The following is an 18375-nucleotide window of genomic DNA, read 5'->3' on the forward strand; positions in this document are numbered from 1 at the left end:
CGGTTGAGCCAGTAGTCGATCATTCCGCTGCCCCCCAAGGCCGTTGGAAAAGAGTCTGCTGATCCAGGTGACACACCACGATCCGGCCATCGGCCCAGGTCACCGGTCGAGGAGGCACCTGGTGGCAATGTGGCATCACCTCGGGACAACGGGTTGCGAAGCGGCAGCCAGATCCAAGGTTGATCGGCGAGGGAATCTCTCCCCGTGCCAGCGGACGTGGACGCTGCCGCTCCCGCACCGGATCCGGCACCGGATTGGCCGCCACAAGCAGGCGGGTATAGGGGTGACACGGCTGGAAATAGATCAAATCGGCAGGACCGCTCTCGACGATGCCCCCCAGATACATCACCGTCATCCGGTCGGAGACGTGACGCACCATGGCCAGATCATGGGCAATGAACAACATCGACAAGCCCAGGGTGGCTTTGAGTTCATCCAATAGACGTATGATCTGCGCCTGCACGGAGACATCCAGGGCCGAAACGGGTTCATCACACACCAAGAATCGGGGTTCGACGGCCAGAGCGCGGGCAATCCCGATGCGCTGCCGTTGCCCGCCGGAAAATTCGTGGGGATAGCGGGAGATGTGATCCGGGTGCAACCCCACCCGCTCCAGCCAGTAGGCCACGCGCTCCCGCACCGCCGCATCCCCCCGCACCACCTCCTGCAAACGCAACCCCTCGCCGATCAACTCCGCAACAGTCATGCGCGGATTCAGGGAGGAGAAAGGATCCTGAAAAATCATCTGCATCTGCCGACCCAGGCGTTGAAAATCCTTCGGGGTCAGACGATCGGGCCATTTTTCCCCCGCAAAATGGATCTCGCCGGAGGTCTTCGGCAAGAGCCCGACAATGACACGAGCCAGAGTGGACTTTCCCGAGCCACTTTCGCCGACAAGGCCCATCACTTCGTGCGCCTGGACCTCCAGGGAGACCCGGTCAACTGCATGCAACATGCGTTTCCGGCCCAGGCGGAAATGTTTGCTCACCTTGTCGACGGTGAGAATCATGGAGCCACACCCGCCGGCTGGCATGTCGCCAGCCGTGGCGCCAAGGGGTGGTGCAGCCAGCACCGGGCAACATGATTGTCGCCAACAGGCAGCAGTTCGGGCATATGTTCCCGGCACGCCCGCATCGCCTGGGGGCAACGCGCGTAAAAACCACACCCCACGGGGGGAGCGAACAAATCCGGTGGAGATCCGTCGATGGGTTGTGGCGGATGCCTGTGAAGCGGGTCCAGATCGGGAATCGCCCGATGCAGTCCCAGGGTGTAAGGGTGCGCCGCCGTGGCAAAAATGGCCGCCACCGGGCCGGACTCCACCACCTGACCGGCATACATGACCGCCACAAAATCGGCCATGCGCGCCACCACACCCAGATCATGGGTGATCAAAATCAGGGCCATGCCCCGGTCGCGCTGCAAAGAGGCCAACAGATCGAGAATCTGCGCCTGGATGGTGACATCCAGGGCCGTGGTCGGTTCATCGGCGATCAACAGCCGGGGCTGGCATGCCAAACTCATGGCAATCAATACCCGCTGCAACATGCCACCGGAAAATTCAAACGGGTATTGCCGCAAACGCCGGGCAACATCCGTGATCCCGGTCATGTCGAGAAGCTCTTCCGCCCGCCGCCAGGCTGCCACACGACCCATCTTCAGGTGGACCTGTAAAGGTTCGGCGATCTGCGCTCCAATCCGCATGGTCGGGTGCAAAGCGCTCATGGGATCCTGAAAAATCATAGCCATCTCGACACCCCGCAGACCTCTGGCCATGGCAGGCGAAAGATGAAGAATGTCGCGCCCCGCCAGGTGCAGCGACTGCGCCGTGACCCGTCCCGGGGGCGAGGAGATCAACCCCATCACCGCCAGCATGGAGGCCGATTTGCCACAACCCGACTCCCCGACGATCGCCAGGGTCTGCCCGGCTGCGACCTGCAAATCAACGCCGCGCACCGCCTGTACCACCCCGCCATGCAGGTCAAACCCCACTTCCAGACCGGCGACCGACAATAGGGGCATCATGACCGTCTGTCACTGCGCGTGTCCAAGGCATCCCGCAAGCCATCACCCAACAGGTTGAAGGCCAACACCGTCACACTGATGCACAAGGCGGGAAACAACAGCTCGTGGGGATGGTTGAGCATGCTCTTCACCCCCTGCTGACAAAGCGAACCCCAAGAGGGTGTGGGCGGCGCCACTCCCATGCCGATGAAAGAGAGAAAGGCCTCGGTGAAAATGGCCGAGGGCACGGCAAAAGTCAGGGAGACCAGAATCACCCCCAACACATTGGGAAGCAGGTGATGCATGAGAATATATCCCCTCCCTCCCCCCAGCAACCGGGCAGCCTGGACGTAACCCTGTTCGCGGATCTGCATGACCTGGCCACGCACCAGACGCGCCGGTCCGGGCCAGCCCAGGAGAATCATGGCAACCAGCAAAGGCGCCAGGCCGCTCTCCCCGGATTCGACTCCAAAAGCAATGCGCAGCAAAATCATGAAAAGCAAAAACGGCAAAGCCACGACAAAATCGGCAAAACGCATCATCCACTCATCGAGCCACCCGCCGGTATAACCGGCCATGCCACCATAGAACGTACCCAACAATATCGAGCACAAGGGAGCCACGAAACCGATAAACAGGGAAATCTGGGCGCCCCGCAGCAGCCGGGCCAACATGTCCCGTCCCAGATAATCCGTCCCCAGCGGGTGAAACGGAAGCATGATGGTTTCACCAACCCGGCTCTCCGGATCGATGCGGTGCGCCTCGGCCAGACTGATGGCCGATACCGGCTGCACCAGCAACGTGGCAAAACGTGGCGCATCGTCCACCCCATCCGTGGCCACGACCGAATAGTAGTAGGTTGTGGGTTCCAGGCGCAGGCGGTCCACAAAGCCGGTCCGGTTGCCCGCACGGATCTCCCCCAACGGCATGCCAAGATCCGCACTCCCGGTGGGAAAATGGTCATTGCGATAGATCAAATAGCCAGAACTCCCCGGCACAGGCAACCAGGTCAGGCGAACCTCCTGAATGGTGGCCTTGCCAGCCAGGGAAAAATGTTGCGCTGCGGCCAGATCCTCGGCACGACTCGCTGACCCGGTCGGATGGTCCGGCCACAGCGGAGGGGACCAAGGTTGCAAAGGAGGCACCACCAGAGCCGGTTCGGACCACCCCGGAGGACGGGAGATACGATCCAGATCCTGAAAGTCCGCATCCATGGACCAAAGCCATGGACCCGCCACGGTTGTCAGCAGAAGAAAAAGAATCAACCACAGGGAGAAGATCGCCTGACGATTGCCCCGCAGATGGAACCAGACATCCTCCCAAAAAGAACGGGACGGACGCAACGGGCCGGCAACCCCTCCCCGGAAACGCTCCGGTTGAAAATCAGCCGCCTGGGGTATGAACGATGGCCGGAGATGCATGGCGTCAGCCCGTCAACCGCATGCGCGGATCGACCCAGGCATAGAGAACATCCACCATCATGACCATGGCCACCAGAAAAGCCCCATAAAAAACCGTTGTTCCCATGATGACTGTATAATCCAACTGCTGCACCGCCTGCACAAAATAACGTCCCAGGCCAGGGATGGCAAAGACCAGTTCGACAACAAAACCGCCCGTGGTGATGGTCGCCACAGCCGGCCCCAAAACAGTGATCACAGGCAGGATGGCGTTGCGCAGGTGGTGCCGCACAAAAATCCGTCTTTCGCTCAAACCTTTGGCCCGTGCCGTGCGCAAATAATCGGCTCCCTGGATCTCCAGCATGGAAGCGCGCAACAGACGGGTCAGATAGGCCATGGTCCCCATCCCCAAGACCAGGGCAGGAACAACGACATGTTGCGGCGTTCCCCAACCCGCCACAGGAAAAACGGTCACACCGAACGCCTGGTTGATGTGGATCAGCGCCAGCTGGCCCAGGGCCGCAAAGACAAAGCTCGGTACCGAAATACCCAGGATCACCAAAAACATGATGATCAAATCGGGCAGTCGGTTGTGAAAACGCGCCGTCAGCGACCCCCAAAGAACACCGCCAGCCACAGCCAGCAACAGGGCCACCACACCCAGGGTGGCGGAGATGGGAAAATGCTCCCGGATGATATCGTTGACACGCCGATTCTTCTGGGTGTAGGAGATACCAAAATCGCCACGCAGCATGTTGCCCAGATAGATGAGGTATTGGCGAAAAACCGGCTGATTGAGGCCATACTGCCGTTCCAGATTGGCACGTATGGCAGGGGAAATGGCCCTGTCATGCAACAGGGGATCCCCAGGCACGGCATGCATGGCCACAAACGTAGCTGTCGCGATAAACCAGACAGTGACCAGACCCGCAAAAAATTTCCGCCCCACGTAACGCAGCATGAAACAGCCTGGATCCAACACCTTGCATCGTTAGAAAAATCGGCGCTCTCGCAAAAAAAGCTCCGGCGCGAAGAGATTTTATGTGACCACTCAGCCCCCTTGCAAGAAAAGCGCAGTGACATCTCTTGTCAACATAGCGCCTCCCATCGATCACGGCAACGCCCAAGAGAAATCGGATCCCAAAGGCCTGGTTTCGCTGAAGGCGCCATTGCCCCCTGCCGGAGCCGGGTTGGAAACGGCTACGGAGTGGCTGCGGTTTGCAGCAAGGATCATCAGACCAGGGATATCGGGACGGCGCGAAAGCGGCAGTTTGATCGTCTCCTGGAGATGATAGTGCCGAAACAGCCACGTCCATACCGTGCCTGCATAGTCGCGGAGAGAGGAAAATCCATACTCCGGCATGGGCCGAAAAAGCAGGAGGATGAAGTCGGGATGGGCCTTTTCCAGGATGCCAATAACCTCATCCTGGGAATACACAGTCAAATCCGGGGGCAGCAGTTTGATCAAACGGGACGGATTCGTTACCTGGTGAAGAAAATTGAACATGACGCCCTCGGGCAGGACAACGAAGGTCTGCCAGGGTTTCAAGCTCTCCCGGACCCACCTGTCCACCTCGCCGTGAAGGTACCAGTAGGGCTGTTTTGCATGGGCCATAAACTGATTGCAGCCCGTACCGATACTTTTTGTCATATCGCGGGTTCTGTGGTGGTTCAACCCTGCCATCATGCACAGGACCAGGGAGAGAAAAATCACGGCGAAACGACCGAGCCAAATCGGTTCATGACCTGACTTTGGTTTCAAGCGACTCCAATCGCCAACGAGGAAGGCGGCCAGGAACACAACGCAGGGCGTGGACAGGATGATACCAAAGCTGTAGATCCCGGGATTGAGCAGGACACGCCCCTCCAAAGTCAGGGCGAAGGCGCCCCATGCCAGCATCATCAGGCTCCGCATGTCGAACCGGCTCCCCTTGCAAACCGGGAACCCCCTGACCAGGTACCAGAAGAGAACCCCCAACGCCAGCAAGGATCCCCCCCGGAACCCCCCATCGAAGAGATACGCATCCAGGTCCGTCCAGATCGCGGCCAGCACGGCCAAAAAAACCGCCATGACGGGTTGCGTCCGGCTGAGTCCGCTCCCTGGGGGGTAGAGCGGGTGGAGAAGTTTCCGGGACACAGCCATGATCAGGCCAAGAACCGCAGCCGAAAGCGCCATGAAAGCGATATGGCGCAAGGGGGCGTCGGTTCCCATCGATTTTTCCTGGAAGTAGGTGCCCACGTAGTGGTGGCCGTACAGATGGCTCCAGGAACCCGAAATGACCTTGAGGTTGATGACAAGGGATTGATCCGGGTAGAGAAACTTGAACAGAAGCAAAAACGAGAACGCCGGCGCCAGGGCGAGCCCCAGCGCCCCGGGCAGAAGGGGAATGATGCGCGGAAAACCCGGAGACGGCCTGACCATCAGAAGGGTGACCACCAGCAAAAAAGCAACCATCACAGCAAGAAAAGGCTCTGGCTTGGTGAGAAAAACCATGCCGACCAGCAGCGCCGCAAGATAAAAGAAAAGGGATTTTCGGGTCGTCGTGAAGAGGGAGAGGGACAACAGACAAGAGATGGCCAGGATGAATCCATGGGTCAGCGCATTGGCATAGGGGGCCACGAAATTGAAGAGGGAAGAGTCCGACAAGGAAAACACGGGAATCAGGATGAACGACAATGCGGCGAACAATCCCGCCAATACCCCCTGGCAGCGCAGGAAATACCAGTAGATGGCCATACTGCCCCATGCCGCCCAGACCAGGTTGGACCACAGCAGGGTCTGCACACAGGCGCCGAACAGGTGGTACATCAGGGCGTTGTAATAAGTCGAGAAGGGACCATGGTCCACATGGATATCCGTCAGCGGTCGCTTTCCGTCCAATACCGCCCAGGGAAGGTAGAGTTCGCGACCGAAATCAATGACGGGATTGACCCACATGAGCCAGCTGTCCCAGGCCATGACCAGAAAGAGCGTGGCTATCAGGGCAGGAGCCAGGATATGCACGAAATGCCCTGCCGGGTTCCCCGGAAAAAAACCTGATCGGGGTTCAAAGTTTGATGACATCATTTCGTGGCACGCCTGCATCGACATGCGGCGGACACATTCCCGTCAGTGTACCGCATGTCATGTGATCGTCATTCGGGGACATTTTTTCCGGGTCTTATCGTCAGCCCTGCCTGGCTCACTCCCGCATTGTGCAACCCGCCGGTCGCGCCATGTCGAAAAGGACGGATGTTTCGGTGAATGACGATTGGATTCGGGCGATGGAGACACACCTGCCTCAGGAGCAGAGTATCAGAAACAAAACACAAAGATCATCCGGAAAAAGAAACTATCAGGGAAATCGCAATTGTAAAGAACGTGCCGCCGATCCCTGTTTTCACACCTGCAGTGCGTCCGCATTCTGGAAAGCGATCATGGCATCGGGTGTGTCCATGTCAAATGCGACTGCCCTGAACGGAAGTTATACAGACTTGACTTGCTGAGAGTCCGCCCGCATCATGTCTGGATGGGGGATTTGGCGTCTCCGGCAACGTGGCTGGTTTCGGATCGCCCTCGCTTCGAGGAACATGCGCGAACGTTACCGTCATACCGCCTGGCTCCATCTCAAGAGAGGCGATGTCGGCTGGTTGGTTCGTCAGGCCGTGAAGGGGCTGGCGATCCCCCTGTCGCGGCGTCTTGGACGACCTCTGTGTGGACCGGTGGTCGCTGTTGTTTCCCCTTCCTTTCGCTGCAACCTGCGCTGCTTCATGTGTGGCATTCGTCGCCCCGAAACTGCGGTGGAAAAGGGAACCGGAGATCTGGCTGCCTGGACCGATGTTTTACGCCAACTCAACCGTCTTGGCGTCAGCGGCATCGCCTTCAGCGGTGGTGAACCTCTGTTGTTGCCCTGGATCCTTGATCTTTGTTCCGTGGCCCGCGACTTGTCGTTGCCGTTTCACCTCAATACCAATGGTCTGCCGATGACCGAAAAGATCGCGGATGCGCTTTTGCGCATCGGTCCGACCTCGGTGGCCGTATCCCTTGACAGCTCCGACCCGGAGATCAATGACCGGTTGCGTGGTCCAGGCGCTTTTCAAGGAGCTTGCCAGGCGCTGAAATGGCTGGTGGCCGCCCGGCGCCGCACCGGTGCCGAAAGTCGTATCTCCCTGGCCTCTGTCATCAGCCGCCCATCCCTGCCGACACTTTCGGAGACTTTTGACTTGGCACGGAAACTTGGCGCCGATACCGTTTCCCTGGTGCCGGTGCGCCCGACCTTTGGTTTCACAACCCCATCCGGGAAGAAGGACGACACCAGGGAGGGGAGGACGGGTTGGACGGAGGAAGAGGCACGCACTGCCATGAAAATACTCCGAACCCGGGAAGCAGCCGGTCAGGCCGACATTTCCGCCGGATTGATCGACACTTTGCCGGATTTTTTTGCTGACCGTCCCTTTCCCGGTCCCTGTTTTGCCGGCTATGCAAGCCTGGTCATCGGACCGGAGGGGCAGGTTCATCCCTGCCTTCCTTTCATGGAGAAGGGCATCTCCAGCGGATCGGTGTTTGACCAGGGCGTGATCGAAATCTGGAAATCGTCGGCTTATGCGGCTTTGCGCGGGCAGACCACCACCTGTCGAGCCTGCTTTGTTCCCTCCCATCAGGAACTCAATCTGACACTGGGTCGCTGGTCCTCCGGCGCAGGATTTTCCGCCGATCCGCCCGTTCCCTGAAAGGGCGGAGGTAATCGATCAGACACCCCATGTCAGTAACCATTCAGCACCCGGCAACGAATCGGGATCCAGGGGACTGGCTCCCTGGCTTAGTCCAGGGCAGCGCCCTGGTGGGGTTCGGGGCGAAGCCCTGACAAAGGCTTTCCTGTCCTGGCTTTTCTTGAAGGGGTACTGAACAGTTACGGTCGGAGTTCTCCTCCGGCGCAACAGGAAAGATCTGCCATGATCTCTCACGCTGTAGCTCCATGGACAATGGCAGGAGGCCATGATGGCTGATCACAGTTTTCGATCCATATCCCCATGGACCGCATCATCTGCCCCCCCTTTTACCATCCTGGGTGGCGGCGCCGCCGGTCTCATGATTGCCTGGTCGCTTGTTCGCCGGGGAGAGCATTACCTGCTCCTGGAGAAAGACCGCATCCTGGGCGGAAATGCCATGACCTTTCAGCACGGCCCCTTTCGCTATGATTCCGGCGCCCATCGTTTCCACGACAAAAACCCGGAGGTGACCAAAGCATTACGGGCACTGATGCCTGGAAAGCTGAGCCGGATTCATATGCCCAGCCAGATTCTCGACCAGGGGCGACGTTTCGATTTTCCCCTGACCTCCCTCAATCTTGTTGGCAATCTCGGCGCAGTGGAGGGGTGGCGGGCCTTGCGTGACTGGCTGCAACGTCCTTCCCTGCCTGATTCCCGGTCAACCCCCAGTTTCCGATGCGAGGCGGAGGCGGCTTTTGGCACTTACATCGCCGAGAGGTTCCTTTGTCGATATTCCGAAAAACTTTGGGGGATCCCGGCCCATCTCTTGTCGTCGGCGGTGTCTGGTTCTCGAATCAAGGGCTTGACGGCCAGCGGCCTTGTCAGGGAGGCCCTGCTGGGAAAAAGGCGCCATGTGACCCACCTGGATGATGCTTTCCTCTATCCCCGTGATGGCATCGGTGATCTCGTCCATGCCCTGGTACGGGAGGTCGAACAGGCTTCCGCCGCTGGTCCCGTGCCGGGTTGGGGGCTGCGCCGAGCTGCACCGATCACCCGCCTGTTCCATCGGGAAGGACGGATCACCGCAGTTGAGATCGCCGGCAACCGGCAGCGGCAGCCGGTACGAGAGGTCATTTCGACTCTTCCGATCACCCACTTGGTCAAAATGCTTGATCCAGCACCGGAAGCAGCCACTCTCGCCGCTGCCGGCGCCCTGCGTTTTCGCCATGTGGTGCTACTGGCCCTATTTCTTGATGTCGACCAGGTCTCGAACCATGGCTCCCTTTATTTTCCCGATAAACAGATCCCTTTTACGCGCGCTTGTGAACCCAAAAACCGCTCCGTGGCCATGGCCCCGGTCGGCAGGAGTTCCCTGGTCCTGGAGATCCCCTGCCAACGACGTGATCCCTTGTGGACCACCTCCACCAAAGAGTTGACGGCAATGATGACCACTCATCTGGAAAAATTGCAGCTGATCAAGGCAAGCACCATCATGGGCGCCGCCAGCCACCGTATGGTCCAGGCCTACCCGATCCTGGACCTTGCAAGCATCCCGGCGCTGGCTACCCTGCGGCAATATCTGGGTGGTTTTGCCAACCTTCATCTCTTTGGCCGGAATGGCACCTTCACTTATCTCCATCTCCACGACCTCTTCCACCAGGCCGGGAAGCTTGCCGACCGACTTGCCGGCCAATCCGGGCCGATCGGAGCCGGCCTGGACCGATCTTTCTCCTGCATGGACGGTTGACACATGAACATGGAGACTCCTCGCCACCCTTGCAAGAAAAGCCTGGACATGAAAGCCTTTGTCAGGGCTTCGCCCCGAACCCCACCAGGACTCTGTCTCAGGCCCTGCCAGGGAGCCAGCCCCCTGGACCCCGATGCGTGGCCGGGTGCTGAACAGAACTCTACTCCACCCAGCATGCGGAAAAAACCCCTGCAAACACCCGCAGGAAAATCTCTTCGAGCGTTTCCCGATCCACCCGGTATCCCAACGCCGCCAGAGAGGTCACCGGTCGATCGGTAAACCCGCAAGGAATGATCCCGGCAAAGTGGCGCAGATCCGGTTCCCGATTGAGGGAGAGCCCATGCGAGGTCACCCGGCGCCGGATCCGCACGCCAAGGGCGCCGATCTTGGCCGTTCCCACCCAGATCCCCGGGCCAGCCGAATCCCGGACCGCCGTCACTCCCAAAACGGCCAGGGTCTGGATGACACACTCCTCCAGACGCCACACATGTTGCCGCACATCCCGGGCCTGCGCCCCAAGGTCAAACAATACGTAGGCCACCAGCTGCCCCGGACCATGATAGGTGACCCGACCGCCCCGGTCGGTCTCCACAACCGGAATGGACTCCCCCACCGGCGATGCATCAAGCACTTCCGTCCGCCGACCGGAACGTCCCATGGTATAGACTGGCATATGCTCGGTCAAAATCAGCGCATGGGGGGAGTGTCCGGCAAGAATCGCCTCCACAATCCGCCGTTGTTCGGCCAGGGAGTCGGCATAGGCCTGCCGCTCATGCCGGATCAGGCGAAACGCATTCATCGATCCGATTGCCGCGCTGCGGCCACTTGGGAGGAGGCGCCATAAAGCTGTGCTGCGGCCACTTGGGAGGAGGCGCCATAAAGCTGTCGTGCCTGATGCGACGAGCGCGCCAAAGGGTGGCTCGCAACCCCGGTAAAACCCAGAGCCAGGGCCCGTTCCCGCAGTTGTGCGAACCACTCGGGGGGACGGTAGGACAGCACCGGATGGTGCGCCAGGGAGGGGCGCAGGTATTGACCCACGGTCAACAAGGTCACGCCGGCCTGACGTAAATCGACCAGCAACGCCTCCACCTCGTCATCCTGCTCACCCAGCCCGACCATGAACCCGGATTTGATCGCCAAACCGGGAGCGAGATCCCCCGCCCGCCGCAAAACCCCCAGCGAATAGTCGTAGCCAGAGACTGGCCGCACCGTGGCATAGAGCCTCGGCACCGTCTCGATATTGTGGTTGAAAATGGTCGGTCCGGCTGCCACCACCTGCTCCAGGGCGCCTGGTTTGTCACGAAAATCCGGGGTCAACACCTCCACCACCGGCTGGATATCCAGGGTGTGCAATTGCGCGATACAGGCGGCAAACTGGCCCGCTCCCCCATCCGGCAGATCATCCCGATCAACCGATGTGATCACCACATGGGCAAGCCGCATCTCCCGAACAGCCGTTGCCAGCCGCACGGGCTCATCTGGATCCAGAGGTCCAGGCCGGGCTGTGGTCACGGCGCAAAAGGCGCAACGACGGGTGCAGAGATTGCCCAAAATCATGAATGTGGCCGTTCCGGCATGCCAGCACTCTCCCATGTTCGGACAGGAAGCCGATTCACAGACCGTATGCAACCGGTGCCGGCGCACCACTTCCTGCACCGAACGAAATCCCTCCGAAGTCGGCGCCCGAACCTTGAGCCAGTGGGGTTTGCCGGCCAGAGAACCAACCCCCTGGGAAGGCCCGGTGCGCTGTCCGATAGCCATATCTCAGGACTCCACACCCATTTTTTGAAAAAATTTGTGGCGAATCTTGTTGCTGAAAGCCTCCCATTTGACATCGGCCAAGGCGGGGTCATCATGACCGGAAAGAAACCCCAGGGGAATTTCAAACCCTCCAGCATTGCTCTTGCCGCCACCATAATAGTGCCCTTCCTCGTCCTGTCCCAAAGCCTCTTTCAGAAAGGCATCCGGGGCAAGAGTTTGCTTGTTGGTGCGCAACGAACCCTGGATCACCTCCCGCCCCTCCGGGTAGGTGATGACGCCGTAGACGATCGCCGTATGGACCGTCTCTTCGGTGATCAAAAAATCGGCGGCCTGGGGAATGGCATCCCGATCATCGGAACGCAGGTAACCTATGCCGGAAATACAAAAATTTTCCCGCATGACGCGATGGGCCAAGGCGATGCGAATCACCTCCATGACCTTGTGGTTTCTCTTTTGGTGCATGATTTCAAACAACAGAGACTGGTCCACCAGGGGTTGGAGAAACATGGCCGCATGAAAATCCAACGGTTTGGCATACACCAGGGCATGCGTGTCGGAGATGATGCCATGCATCAAGGCCGTAGCCAGACGCCGATGATCCGAACGTGAGTTTTTCAACTCCAGCAGGCCACACTGAAGATAGCTGGTGAAAATCGACGCGCTTGCCCCCACCATACGCAGATCCAAAAATTGCGGGTGCAACCGCTCCTGATCCACATGGTGATCCACCACCATCAGCACCGGCACCCCGGCGCGTTCCAAAAATTCCGTCATGTGGGACGTGGTCCCCTGATTATCAAAAAACACGGCCCCTTGATAGCGGCCCCGAGGAATCTCCGCCTCCTTCCACTGGGTCAGGGAAATGTCCAACAAGTTGATGAGAGCCAAATTTTCCTGATGACTGATGCGGCCTGCATAAAGCAGTTCCACCTCGATGCCAAAATTTTCCGACAACAATTTGTACCCAAAAGCGCTGGAGATGGCATCAGGATCCGGAAAATCCTGCAATATCACGGCATGTCGCTCCCCATTGCGCCCCTGCAACAACCGCCGCAATTCGGCTGCTTTCTCCTCGCCGACATCGCCGGCGGGTGAACACGGTGGTGGAGACTCCTCCCCGGCATTTTTCTGGGTCATATCCACCCCCTGGCCAGGGTGCAGCACCCTGGACTGCTTGTTTTATCCCATGCAACGAACCCGGTACAAACGGCCCACAGTATCCGAGGGCACACGCCCGTGGATTGTCCCGGCAAACCACCACCTTTGTCCAGAGATCATGCAGGGCAATCGCATTTGACATGGGCATACCCAAGGCCACGATCCACTTTTGATATGAAAGCCTTTGTCAGGGCTTTGCCCCGGCCCCCTCCTGGACACTGTGCAAGGCCCTGTCAGGGTGCCAGCCCCCTGGACCCCGGTGCGTGACCGGGTGGTGAATGGATGCGCACGGATTTCCCTTTCCATTGCCCCGGGATCTGCGGCATCCTGCGCAGGCGGCAGGGTCGTTTTGGATCAGGCAACGTAACTATTCAGCACCCTTTCAAAAAAAGCCTGGATATGAAAGCCTTTGTCAGGGCTTCGCCCCGAACCCCACCAGGACTCTGTCCTGGACCTGCCAGAGAGCCAGCCCCCTGGACCCCGATTCGTGGTCGGGTGCTGAATAGTTACCAGGCAACAATATCTTCTGGTCCGCCGGACCCATAACGGTGGAAAAATCGGCAGGTTCAATGTATCGGGAGATCTGGCATGGCGGAACTGACTGCGCGCGTCAAGTTGATCGAAGGCATTCAAATGTTGGGGGAGTCCGGTTCCGGCCACACGGTGGTCATGGATGGGGCCGAAAGCGTCGGTGGACGCGATATGGGAGTCCGTCCCATGGAGCTCTTTCTGATCGGAATGGGCGGATGCACCTCCATCGATGTCCTGCAAATCTTGCGCAAGGGGCGCCACACGGTCGAGGATCTGGAGCTCTCCATCCGAGGCGAACGAGCCGAGGATGATCCCAAGGTTTTCCTTAAAATCAAGGTCCACTACAAGATCACAGGTCGCGACATCCCTGTCCAGGCCCTGGAACGGGCTATTCGGCTCTCGGAAGAAAAATATTGTTCGGCATCCATCATGCTCGGCAAAACCGCCGTCATCGAATCCAGTTACGAGGTGATCGACCCTCACGCTGCGGCAACATCCTGACACCCCTTCCCCTCCTGGCCTTTTGCTCCAAGGTTCAAGCCATGTTTCGATTTTGCTCCATGTCCCTCTGGGCGCTTCTGATCGCCTGGCTCGTGGCCATCCCCCCGTCGGCGCAGGCTGAAACGGGAGCGACCGGCGAAAAGGCAGTCCCGATCGCGCCCCCGGCAGCCAACACCTCATCCTTGCCACGCTTTGCGGATCTGGTGCCCGGGCAACACTATATCCGCATCCAGAATCCCTCCCCCATCCCGGGCAACAAGCCCCAAATATCGGAGGTCTTCAATTTTAAATGCCCGCATTGTTTCCATCTGCATGCCGTGTTCGAGGTTTGGGCGGAAAAAAATCGGGGGCGTTTTGACATCCACTCCCTCCCCATGGCCTTCGAACCTCAATCGGATCGGCCAGTTCGAGCCTATTTTACCGCCCTCTTCATGGGCAAGGGCAAAGAGATGAAAAATCTCCTGTTCAAAGCCAACTTCGTTGACAGCCTGGACATTGAAAACCAGGATGTCATCGCCTTTCTGGCCGAAGAGATCGGTTTGAAAGTCGACCCCTTCAAGGAGCAGATGAGCAGTTTCGGCGTCGTGGCCAAAGTGTCCCAGGCCAAAGCCCAGGCCCACGCTTTCGGCATCACGGGAACGCCCTCGGTCGTGGTGAATGGACGCTATCTGGTCCACGGCTCACACACCGGTGGTGACTGGAACCGGCTGCTGGCCATCGTGGAAACATTGTCTGAACATTGAGTTCTCGGAAAAGGGGTTTCCGGCGTCTGGCAGGTCCGCGAGGATTCGAAGTCCGTCGGGAACCGCTCCTTTTCGTGTCCGGTTCGATTGCAAACAACGACATGAGACCGCGCATCCACCTTGAGACAAGCATCATCAGCTACCTGGCCGCCTTACCAAGCCGGGATTTGATCGTTGCCGCCCACCAGCAAATCACCCACGATTTTTATTTTCTTCTCCATCTTCTTCCCTAAATTCTTCCCCTGTCAATCTCAAAAAACTGGATCATTGAGTGAATAGTTGCAAAATTTTGGTTCCGGTCAGGAGCGTTCCCGACCCGGTCCATCCGGTTCGCCTGGATCCGGAAACCGGCGCACTGGATCTCGTCGGCGTTCGCACCTGTCTCAATCCGTTTGACGAGATAGCCCTGGAAGAGTCCGTTCGTTGGCGGGAGCGCAACCTGGTCAGTGAGGTTCTGGCCGTCAGCGTCGGTCCCGCCGCCTGGAGCGAGGGGCTGCGCACAGCCCTGGCCCTGGGCGCAGATCGGGCCATTCTGGTCGAAACACCACAAACCCTGCAACCACTGGAGGTGGCCCGCTGCCTCCAAAAAGTGGTCGAACAGGAACAACCCGGGATCGTCCTGGCCGGCAAACAATCCGTGGATGGCGACCACGCCCAGACTGGCCCCATGCTGGCTGGGCTGCTGGGATGGAACCAGGCCACCTGCGTGGCCGCGCTGGAACGGGTGACCACCGAAGAGATTCAGGTGGTGCGAGAAGCGGATGGCGGTCGGCAGCGGCTGCTCCTGCCCTTGCCTGCCGTCATCACCGTCGAGTTGCGCCTCAACCAGCCCCGCTACGCCAGCCTGCCCGCCATCATGCGGGCGCGCAACAAGCCCCTTTTACATCTGCCCATCGATGCATGGGGCATCGTCCCGGCCCCGCGGATCGAGTTGCTCGCGCTTGCCGAACCCTCCCCACGTCCACCGGGTCGGCGCGTCACCAGCACAGTTGCGTTGGTCCAGCATTTGCGCGAGGCCGGATTGTGGCGATAAAACCTTTCGTCATCGCAGAACTCGACCAGCAGGGGGCATTGACCCGAGCAACCCGCCACGTTCTCACCGCAGCCACTTCGCTGGGGACACCCACCATCCTGGTGGCTGGCGCGGATTGTATCCCAGCCGCCCGGCAGGCAGCCTCCCTGGCAGGAAGCCACAAAGTCCTGCTCGCCGATCACCCCACACTCGCCTTCCAGATGCCGGAAAACCTTGCCGATCTGATCCTCGCCCTGGTCGCGGATCATACCCATCTGCTCATAGCCGCCAACACGTTTGGGCACAGTTTGCTTCCCCGCGTGGCTGCCCTGCTGGGGGTTCCCATGGTCAGCAACGTCGTCGAAATTCTGGACCAGGATGTTTTCGTACATGTCATCCATGCCGGAAACATCCGCGCCACCGTGCGCCCGCATGGCCAACCCATCCTCCTGAGCATCCGCACAAGCGCCTTCCCGGCGGCCCCGATGCAACAAGGGTCAGCACCGCAACAAGTCGTTCCCGTCTCTCCCGGTCGCCGCCTCACCCGCCATGTGGCGTTCGAACCCTCACCCCACACACAGCGGGATCTGCTGTCGGCCCGAGTGGTGGTCGCTGGCGGGCATGGCCTGGCCGCCGGAGGCAGCTTTGCCCCCGTTGAGGAGTTGGCCCACCATCTGGATGCTGCCATCGGCGCCACCCGCGCCGCTGTTGACGCCGGATTGGCACCCAACGACTGGCAGGTGGGCCAGACCGGCAAAATCATCGCCCCGGATCTCTACCTCGCCTTGGGCATCTCCGGCGCCATCCAACATTTGGCAGGCATCAAAGACGCCAAAACCATCGTAGCCATCAACAACGACCCCAACGCCCCCATATTCTCCGTCGCCGACTACGGATTGACAGCCGATCTGTATGAGGCCATACCAGAGTTGATACAAACTCTTGGAGCGAAGAGTTGAGGGGCTGTTGAGAAGCTGGGGTCATAAATTTTGGGCAATCACCCTGGAACCCTCCTGCGCCACGCGAAAAGGGAGGGTGCGACAGGACAAACGTGCGGCAATCTCCGGGTGGTTGTCCGCCTGGAGCAGCACGAACCCTCCAGCCCCTGCCCCCAACAGCTTGCCGCCGGTCGCACCGAGCCGTAGCGCCTCGGCCATGAAAGCCTCCACCCGCGCATTGCTGATGCCAGCCGCCATCTCCTGCTTGTATCGCCAACCCTGAGTCAATATTTGGCCCAATCGATCCACTTGCCATAGATGAAAATGGTCCCGTAGTTGGTCAGCCAGGGCGGTAATCTTGTCCATGCAGGCCATCTTGTCCGGTTTGTGCAAGTTTTGGCGCTGCTCAGCCAGAATGGTTCCGGCTGCACGATCGTTGCCGATGTAGTAGAGACACAGTTTCTCTTCAAGGCTGCGCAGACCCTCCTGATCAAGGGATACCGGAGCCACGTGGACGGTCTCATCCCTGGCAAAACGGATATAGTTGACCCCACCAAAGGCGGATGCATACTGGTCCTGTTTGCCGATGGGTTCCTTGAGTCTGTCGATTTCAATCTGGCAGGCCTCCGCAGCCAACCGGTCAGGGGTCACCGCTTCTCCCTGAAAGGCGTAGAGTGCGTGCAACAAACCCACCGTGAATGCGCTGGAAGAACCAAGCCCGGTGCCAGCCGGAACATCCGAAAACGAGGCAATTTCGACACCGGCTCCCAACTTGACCTTGCGCAGCGCCTCCCGCACCAGAGGGTGACGAATTTCGTCAATACAATCGACATCTTCGGTCTTTGAATATTTGATGCGGATCTTGTCATGAAAATAGGGGTGAACGACGATATACATGTAACTCTGGATGGTGGCACTGACCACGGCGCCGTAAGGGCGTGCGGCATAGTAGTCACGCATGTCGCTGCCGCCACCGGCAAAGCTGACCCGCAGCGGGGTTCGGGTAATGATCATGCCCGGTACGCTCCTGAAAAACGATTGAAAAACTGGGATGGAGGTCCAGGAGGAAGGGCTGCGCCCTTCCTCCTGGTGGGGTTCGGGGCGAAGCCCTGACAGAATTTTTCATGTCAAAGCCCTTCTTGAAGGGGTGCTGAATAGCGATGCTTGCTGCGTCGTGGGTGACAATGACGATGCCCCTGTGCTACCGTCGCCCCAGGATAAAGAGTCATGGCAATGGGATACAGGCCTTTCGGGAATGGCAAAATCTTGGCAACAGGCACTTGACCAACGCTGGGAGCAGCACTGGCAGGCGACAGGACACAACCCCGGCATCTCCCGTCTGGGCAAGCACATGTTTCGCGCCAAGGAGGCAGGGTTGCGTCATGTCCTGAAAAATCTTGACGCAAAAGCCACGCAACTTTTGGAAGTCGGGTGCGGGCCTGGACACATTCTGGCCATGTACCAACGCATGGGCTTCAACTGCCTGGGAATCGACATCTCCCCTACAGCAGTGGCCATCTGCCAGGAACGCGGACTCAACGCCATCGAAAAAAACGTCATGGAGGAGTCCAACCTCTACGACCTGGTGACGAGCGATGGCATGCTGGAACACTTTCTCCACTTTGAACCCATGGCCGCGCAAATGATGGCATTGAGCCGTCGTTTCGTGCTTTTGATCCAGCCCAACCATGGCTCCTTCTGGGGCAGGGTTCTGCCCTGTCTGGCGGAGCTCATCAAGGGGGAAGAGAACATGCTGGAATACAACTATCGCATCGCCGACTTTGTCGATGTTTTCCATCACCACGGTTTTACTGTCGTGGCAAACAGACCTGTCTTTGGTGATGTTTTCCGCATTTTGCTGTTTCAGCGTCACGCCAGCCTCCCCACTCCTTGA

At 59.0% G+C, this 18375-nt stretch carries 16 protein-coding genes; 7 read left to right on the top strand and 9 right to left on the bottom strand.

Annotated features, from left to right (window positions below):
- Positions 1-19: 19 nt before the first annotated feature.
- The 5 genes from HQL63_00430 to HQL63_00450 all read right to left on the bottom strand — a co-directional run bounded on the left by HQL63_00430 (position 20) and on the right by HQL63_00450 (position 6405).
- On the bottom strand, positions 20-1006 hold the full coding sequence (locus HQL63_00430; GenBank protein MBF0175303.1) for an ABC transporter ATP-binding protein: 987 nt from the start codon (positions 1004-1006) through the stop codon (positions 20-22).
- The gene (locus tag HQL63_00435) at positions 1006-2022 is read right to left on the bottom strand and encodes an ABC transporter ATP-binding protein (GenBank protein MBF0175304.1); all 1017 of its coding nucleotides are present in this window, start codon (positions 2020-2022) and stop codon (positions 1006-1008) included. The genes HQL63_00430 and HQL63_00435 overlap by 1 nt, the downstream gene beginning before the upstream one ends.
- Positions 2019-3422, bottom strand: coding sequence for an ABC transporter permease (locus HQL63_00440; protein MBF0175305.1), 1404 nt, complete (start codon positions 3420-3422; stop codon positions 2019-2021). Before HQL63_00440 ends, HQL63_00435 begins: the two co-directional genes overlap by 4 nt.
- Before the next feature lie 4 nt (positions 3423-3426).
- A complete protein-coding gene (locus HQL63_00445) occupies positions 3427-4362 on the bottom strand; it encodes an ABC transporter permease (protein ID MBF0175306.1) in 936 nt (311 codons plus the stop codon).
- Between the two features lie 150 nt (positions 4363-4512).
- Positions 4513-6405, bottom strand: coding sequence for a hypothetical protein (locus tag HQL63_00450; protein ID MBF0175307.1), 1893 nt, complete (start codon positions 6403-6405; stop codon positions 4513-4515).
- Between the two features lie 566 nt (positions 6406-6971).
- Here HQL63_00450 and HQL63_00455 point away from each other — a divergent pair.
- Positions 6972-8111, top strand: a complete 1140-nt coding sequence (locus HQL63_00455) for a radical SAM protein (GenBank protein MBF0175308.1) — start codon at positions 6972-6974, stop codon at positions 8109-8111.
- A 268-nt stretch (positions 8112-8379) separates the two neighbouring features.
- On the top strand, positions 8380-9837 hold the full coding sequence (locus HQL63_00460) for an NAD(P)-binding protein (protein ID MBF0175309.1): 1458 nt from the start codon (positions 8380-8382) through the stop codon (positions 9835-9837).
- 160 nt (positions 9838-9997) lie between these two features.
- On the opposite strand, the gene lipB is transcribed toward HQL63_00460, so the two are convergent.
- Genes lipB through HQL63_00475 form a run of 3 tightly spaced genes read right to left on the bottom strand, consistent with a single transcriptional unit; the run spans position 9998 to position 12735 of the window.
- Positions 9998-10636: a lipoyl(octanoyl) transferase LipB gene (gene lipB / locus HQL63_00465; protein ID MBF0175310.1), complete on the bottom strand. Its 639-nt coding sequence runs from the start codon at positions 10634-10636 to the stop codon at positions 9998-10000.
- Positions 10633-11598, bottom strand: a complete 966-nt coding sequence (gene lipA, locus HQL63_00470; GenBank protein MBF0175311.1) for a lipoyl synthase — start codon at positions 11596-11598, stop codon at positions 10633-10635. The genes lipB and lipA overlap by 4 nt, the downstream gene beginning before the upstream one ends.
- A gap of 3 nt (positions 11599-11601) precedes the next feature.
- The gene (locus HQL63_00475) at positions 11602-12735 is read right to left on the bottom strand and encodes a bifunctional oligoribonuclease/PAP phosphatase NrnA (protein ID MBF0175312.1); all 1134 of its coding nucleotides are present in this window, start codon (positions 12733-12735) and stop codon (positions 11602-11604) included.
- 618 nt (positions 12736-13353) lie between these two features.
- On the opposite strand from HQL63_00475, the gene HQL63_00480 reads away from it, so the two are divergent.
- The 4 genes from HQL63_00480 to HQL63_00495 all read left to right on the top strand — a co-directional run bounded on the left by HQL63_00480 (position 13354) and on the right by HQL63_00495 (position 16502).
- On the top strand, positions 13354-13788 hold the full coding sequence (locus tag HQL63_00480) for an OsmC family protein (GenBank protein MBF0175313.1): 435 nt from the start codon (positions 13354-13356) through the stop codon (positions 13786-13788).
- A 59-nt stretch (positions 13789-13847) separates the two neighbouring features.
- Complete coding sequence (locus HQL63_00485) at positions 13848-14531, top strand: thiol:disulfide interchange protein DsbA/DsbL (GenBank protein MBF0175314.1); 684 nt, start codon at positions 13848-13850, stop codon at positions 14529-14531.
- Positions 14532-14802: 271 nt separating this feature from the next.
- Positions 14803-15564 carry an electron transfer flavoprotein subunit beta/FixA family protein gene (locus HQL63_00490; protein MBF0175315.1) on the top strand — a complete coding sequence of 254 codons (762 nt, stop codon included), beginning with the start codon at positions 14803-14805 and terminating at the stop codon, positions 15562-15564.
- Positions 15561-16502: an electron transfer flavoprotein subunit alpha/FixB family protein gene (locus tag HQL63_00495; protein MBF0175316.1), complete on the top strand. Its 942-nt coding sequence runs from the start codon at positions 15561-15563 to the stop codon at positions 16500-16502. The genes HQL63_00490 and HQL63_00495 overlap by 4 nt, the downstream gene beginning before the upstream one ends.
- Positions 16503-16523: 21 nt before the next feature.
- Here the strand turns inward: HQL63_00495 and HQL63_00500 are convergent, their stop codons facing one another.
- Entirely contained in the window at positions 16524-17495 is a 972-nt protein-coding gene (locus tag HQL63_00500; GenBank protein MBF0175317.1) for a GHMP kinase, read from the bottom strand.
- A gap of 241 nt (positions 17496-17736) precedes the next feature.
- Here HQL63_00500 and HQL63_00505 point away from each other — a divergent pair, with 241 nt between their 5' ends.
- Complete coding sequence (locus HQL63_00505; GenBank protein ID MBF0175318.1) at positions 17737-18375, top strand: methyltransferase domain-containing protein; 639 nt, start codon at positions 17737-17739, stop codon at positions 18373-18375.

The organism is Magnetococcales bacterium, assembly GCA_015231175.1.
In the GTDB taxonomy this organism is placed as follows: Bacteria; Pseudomonadota; Magnetococcia; order Magnetococcales; family DC0425bin3; genus HA3dbin3.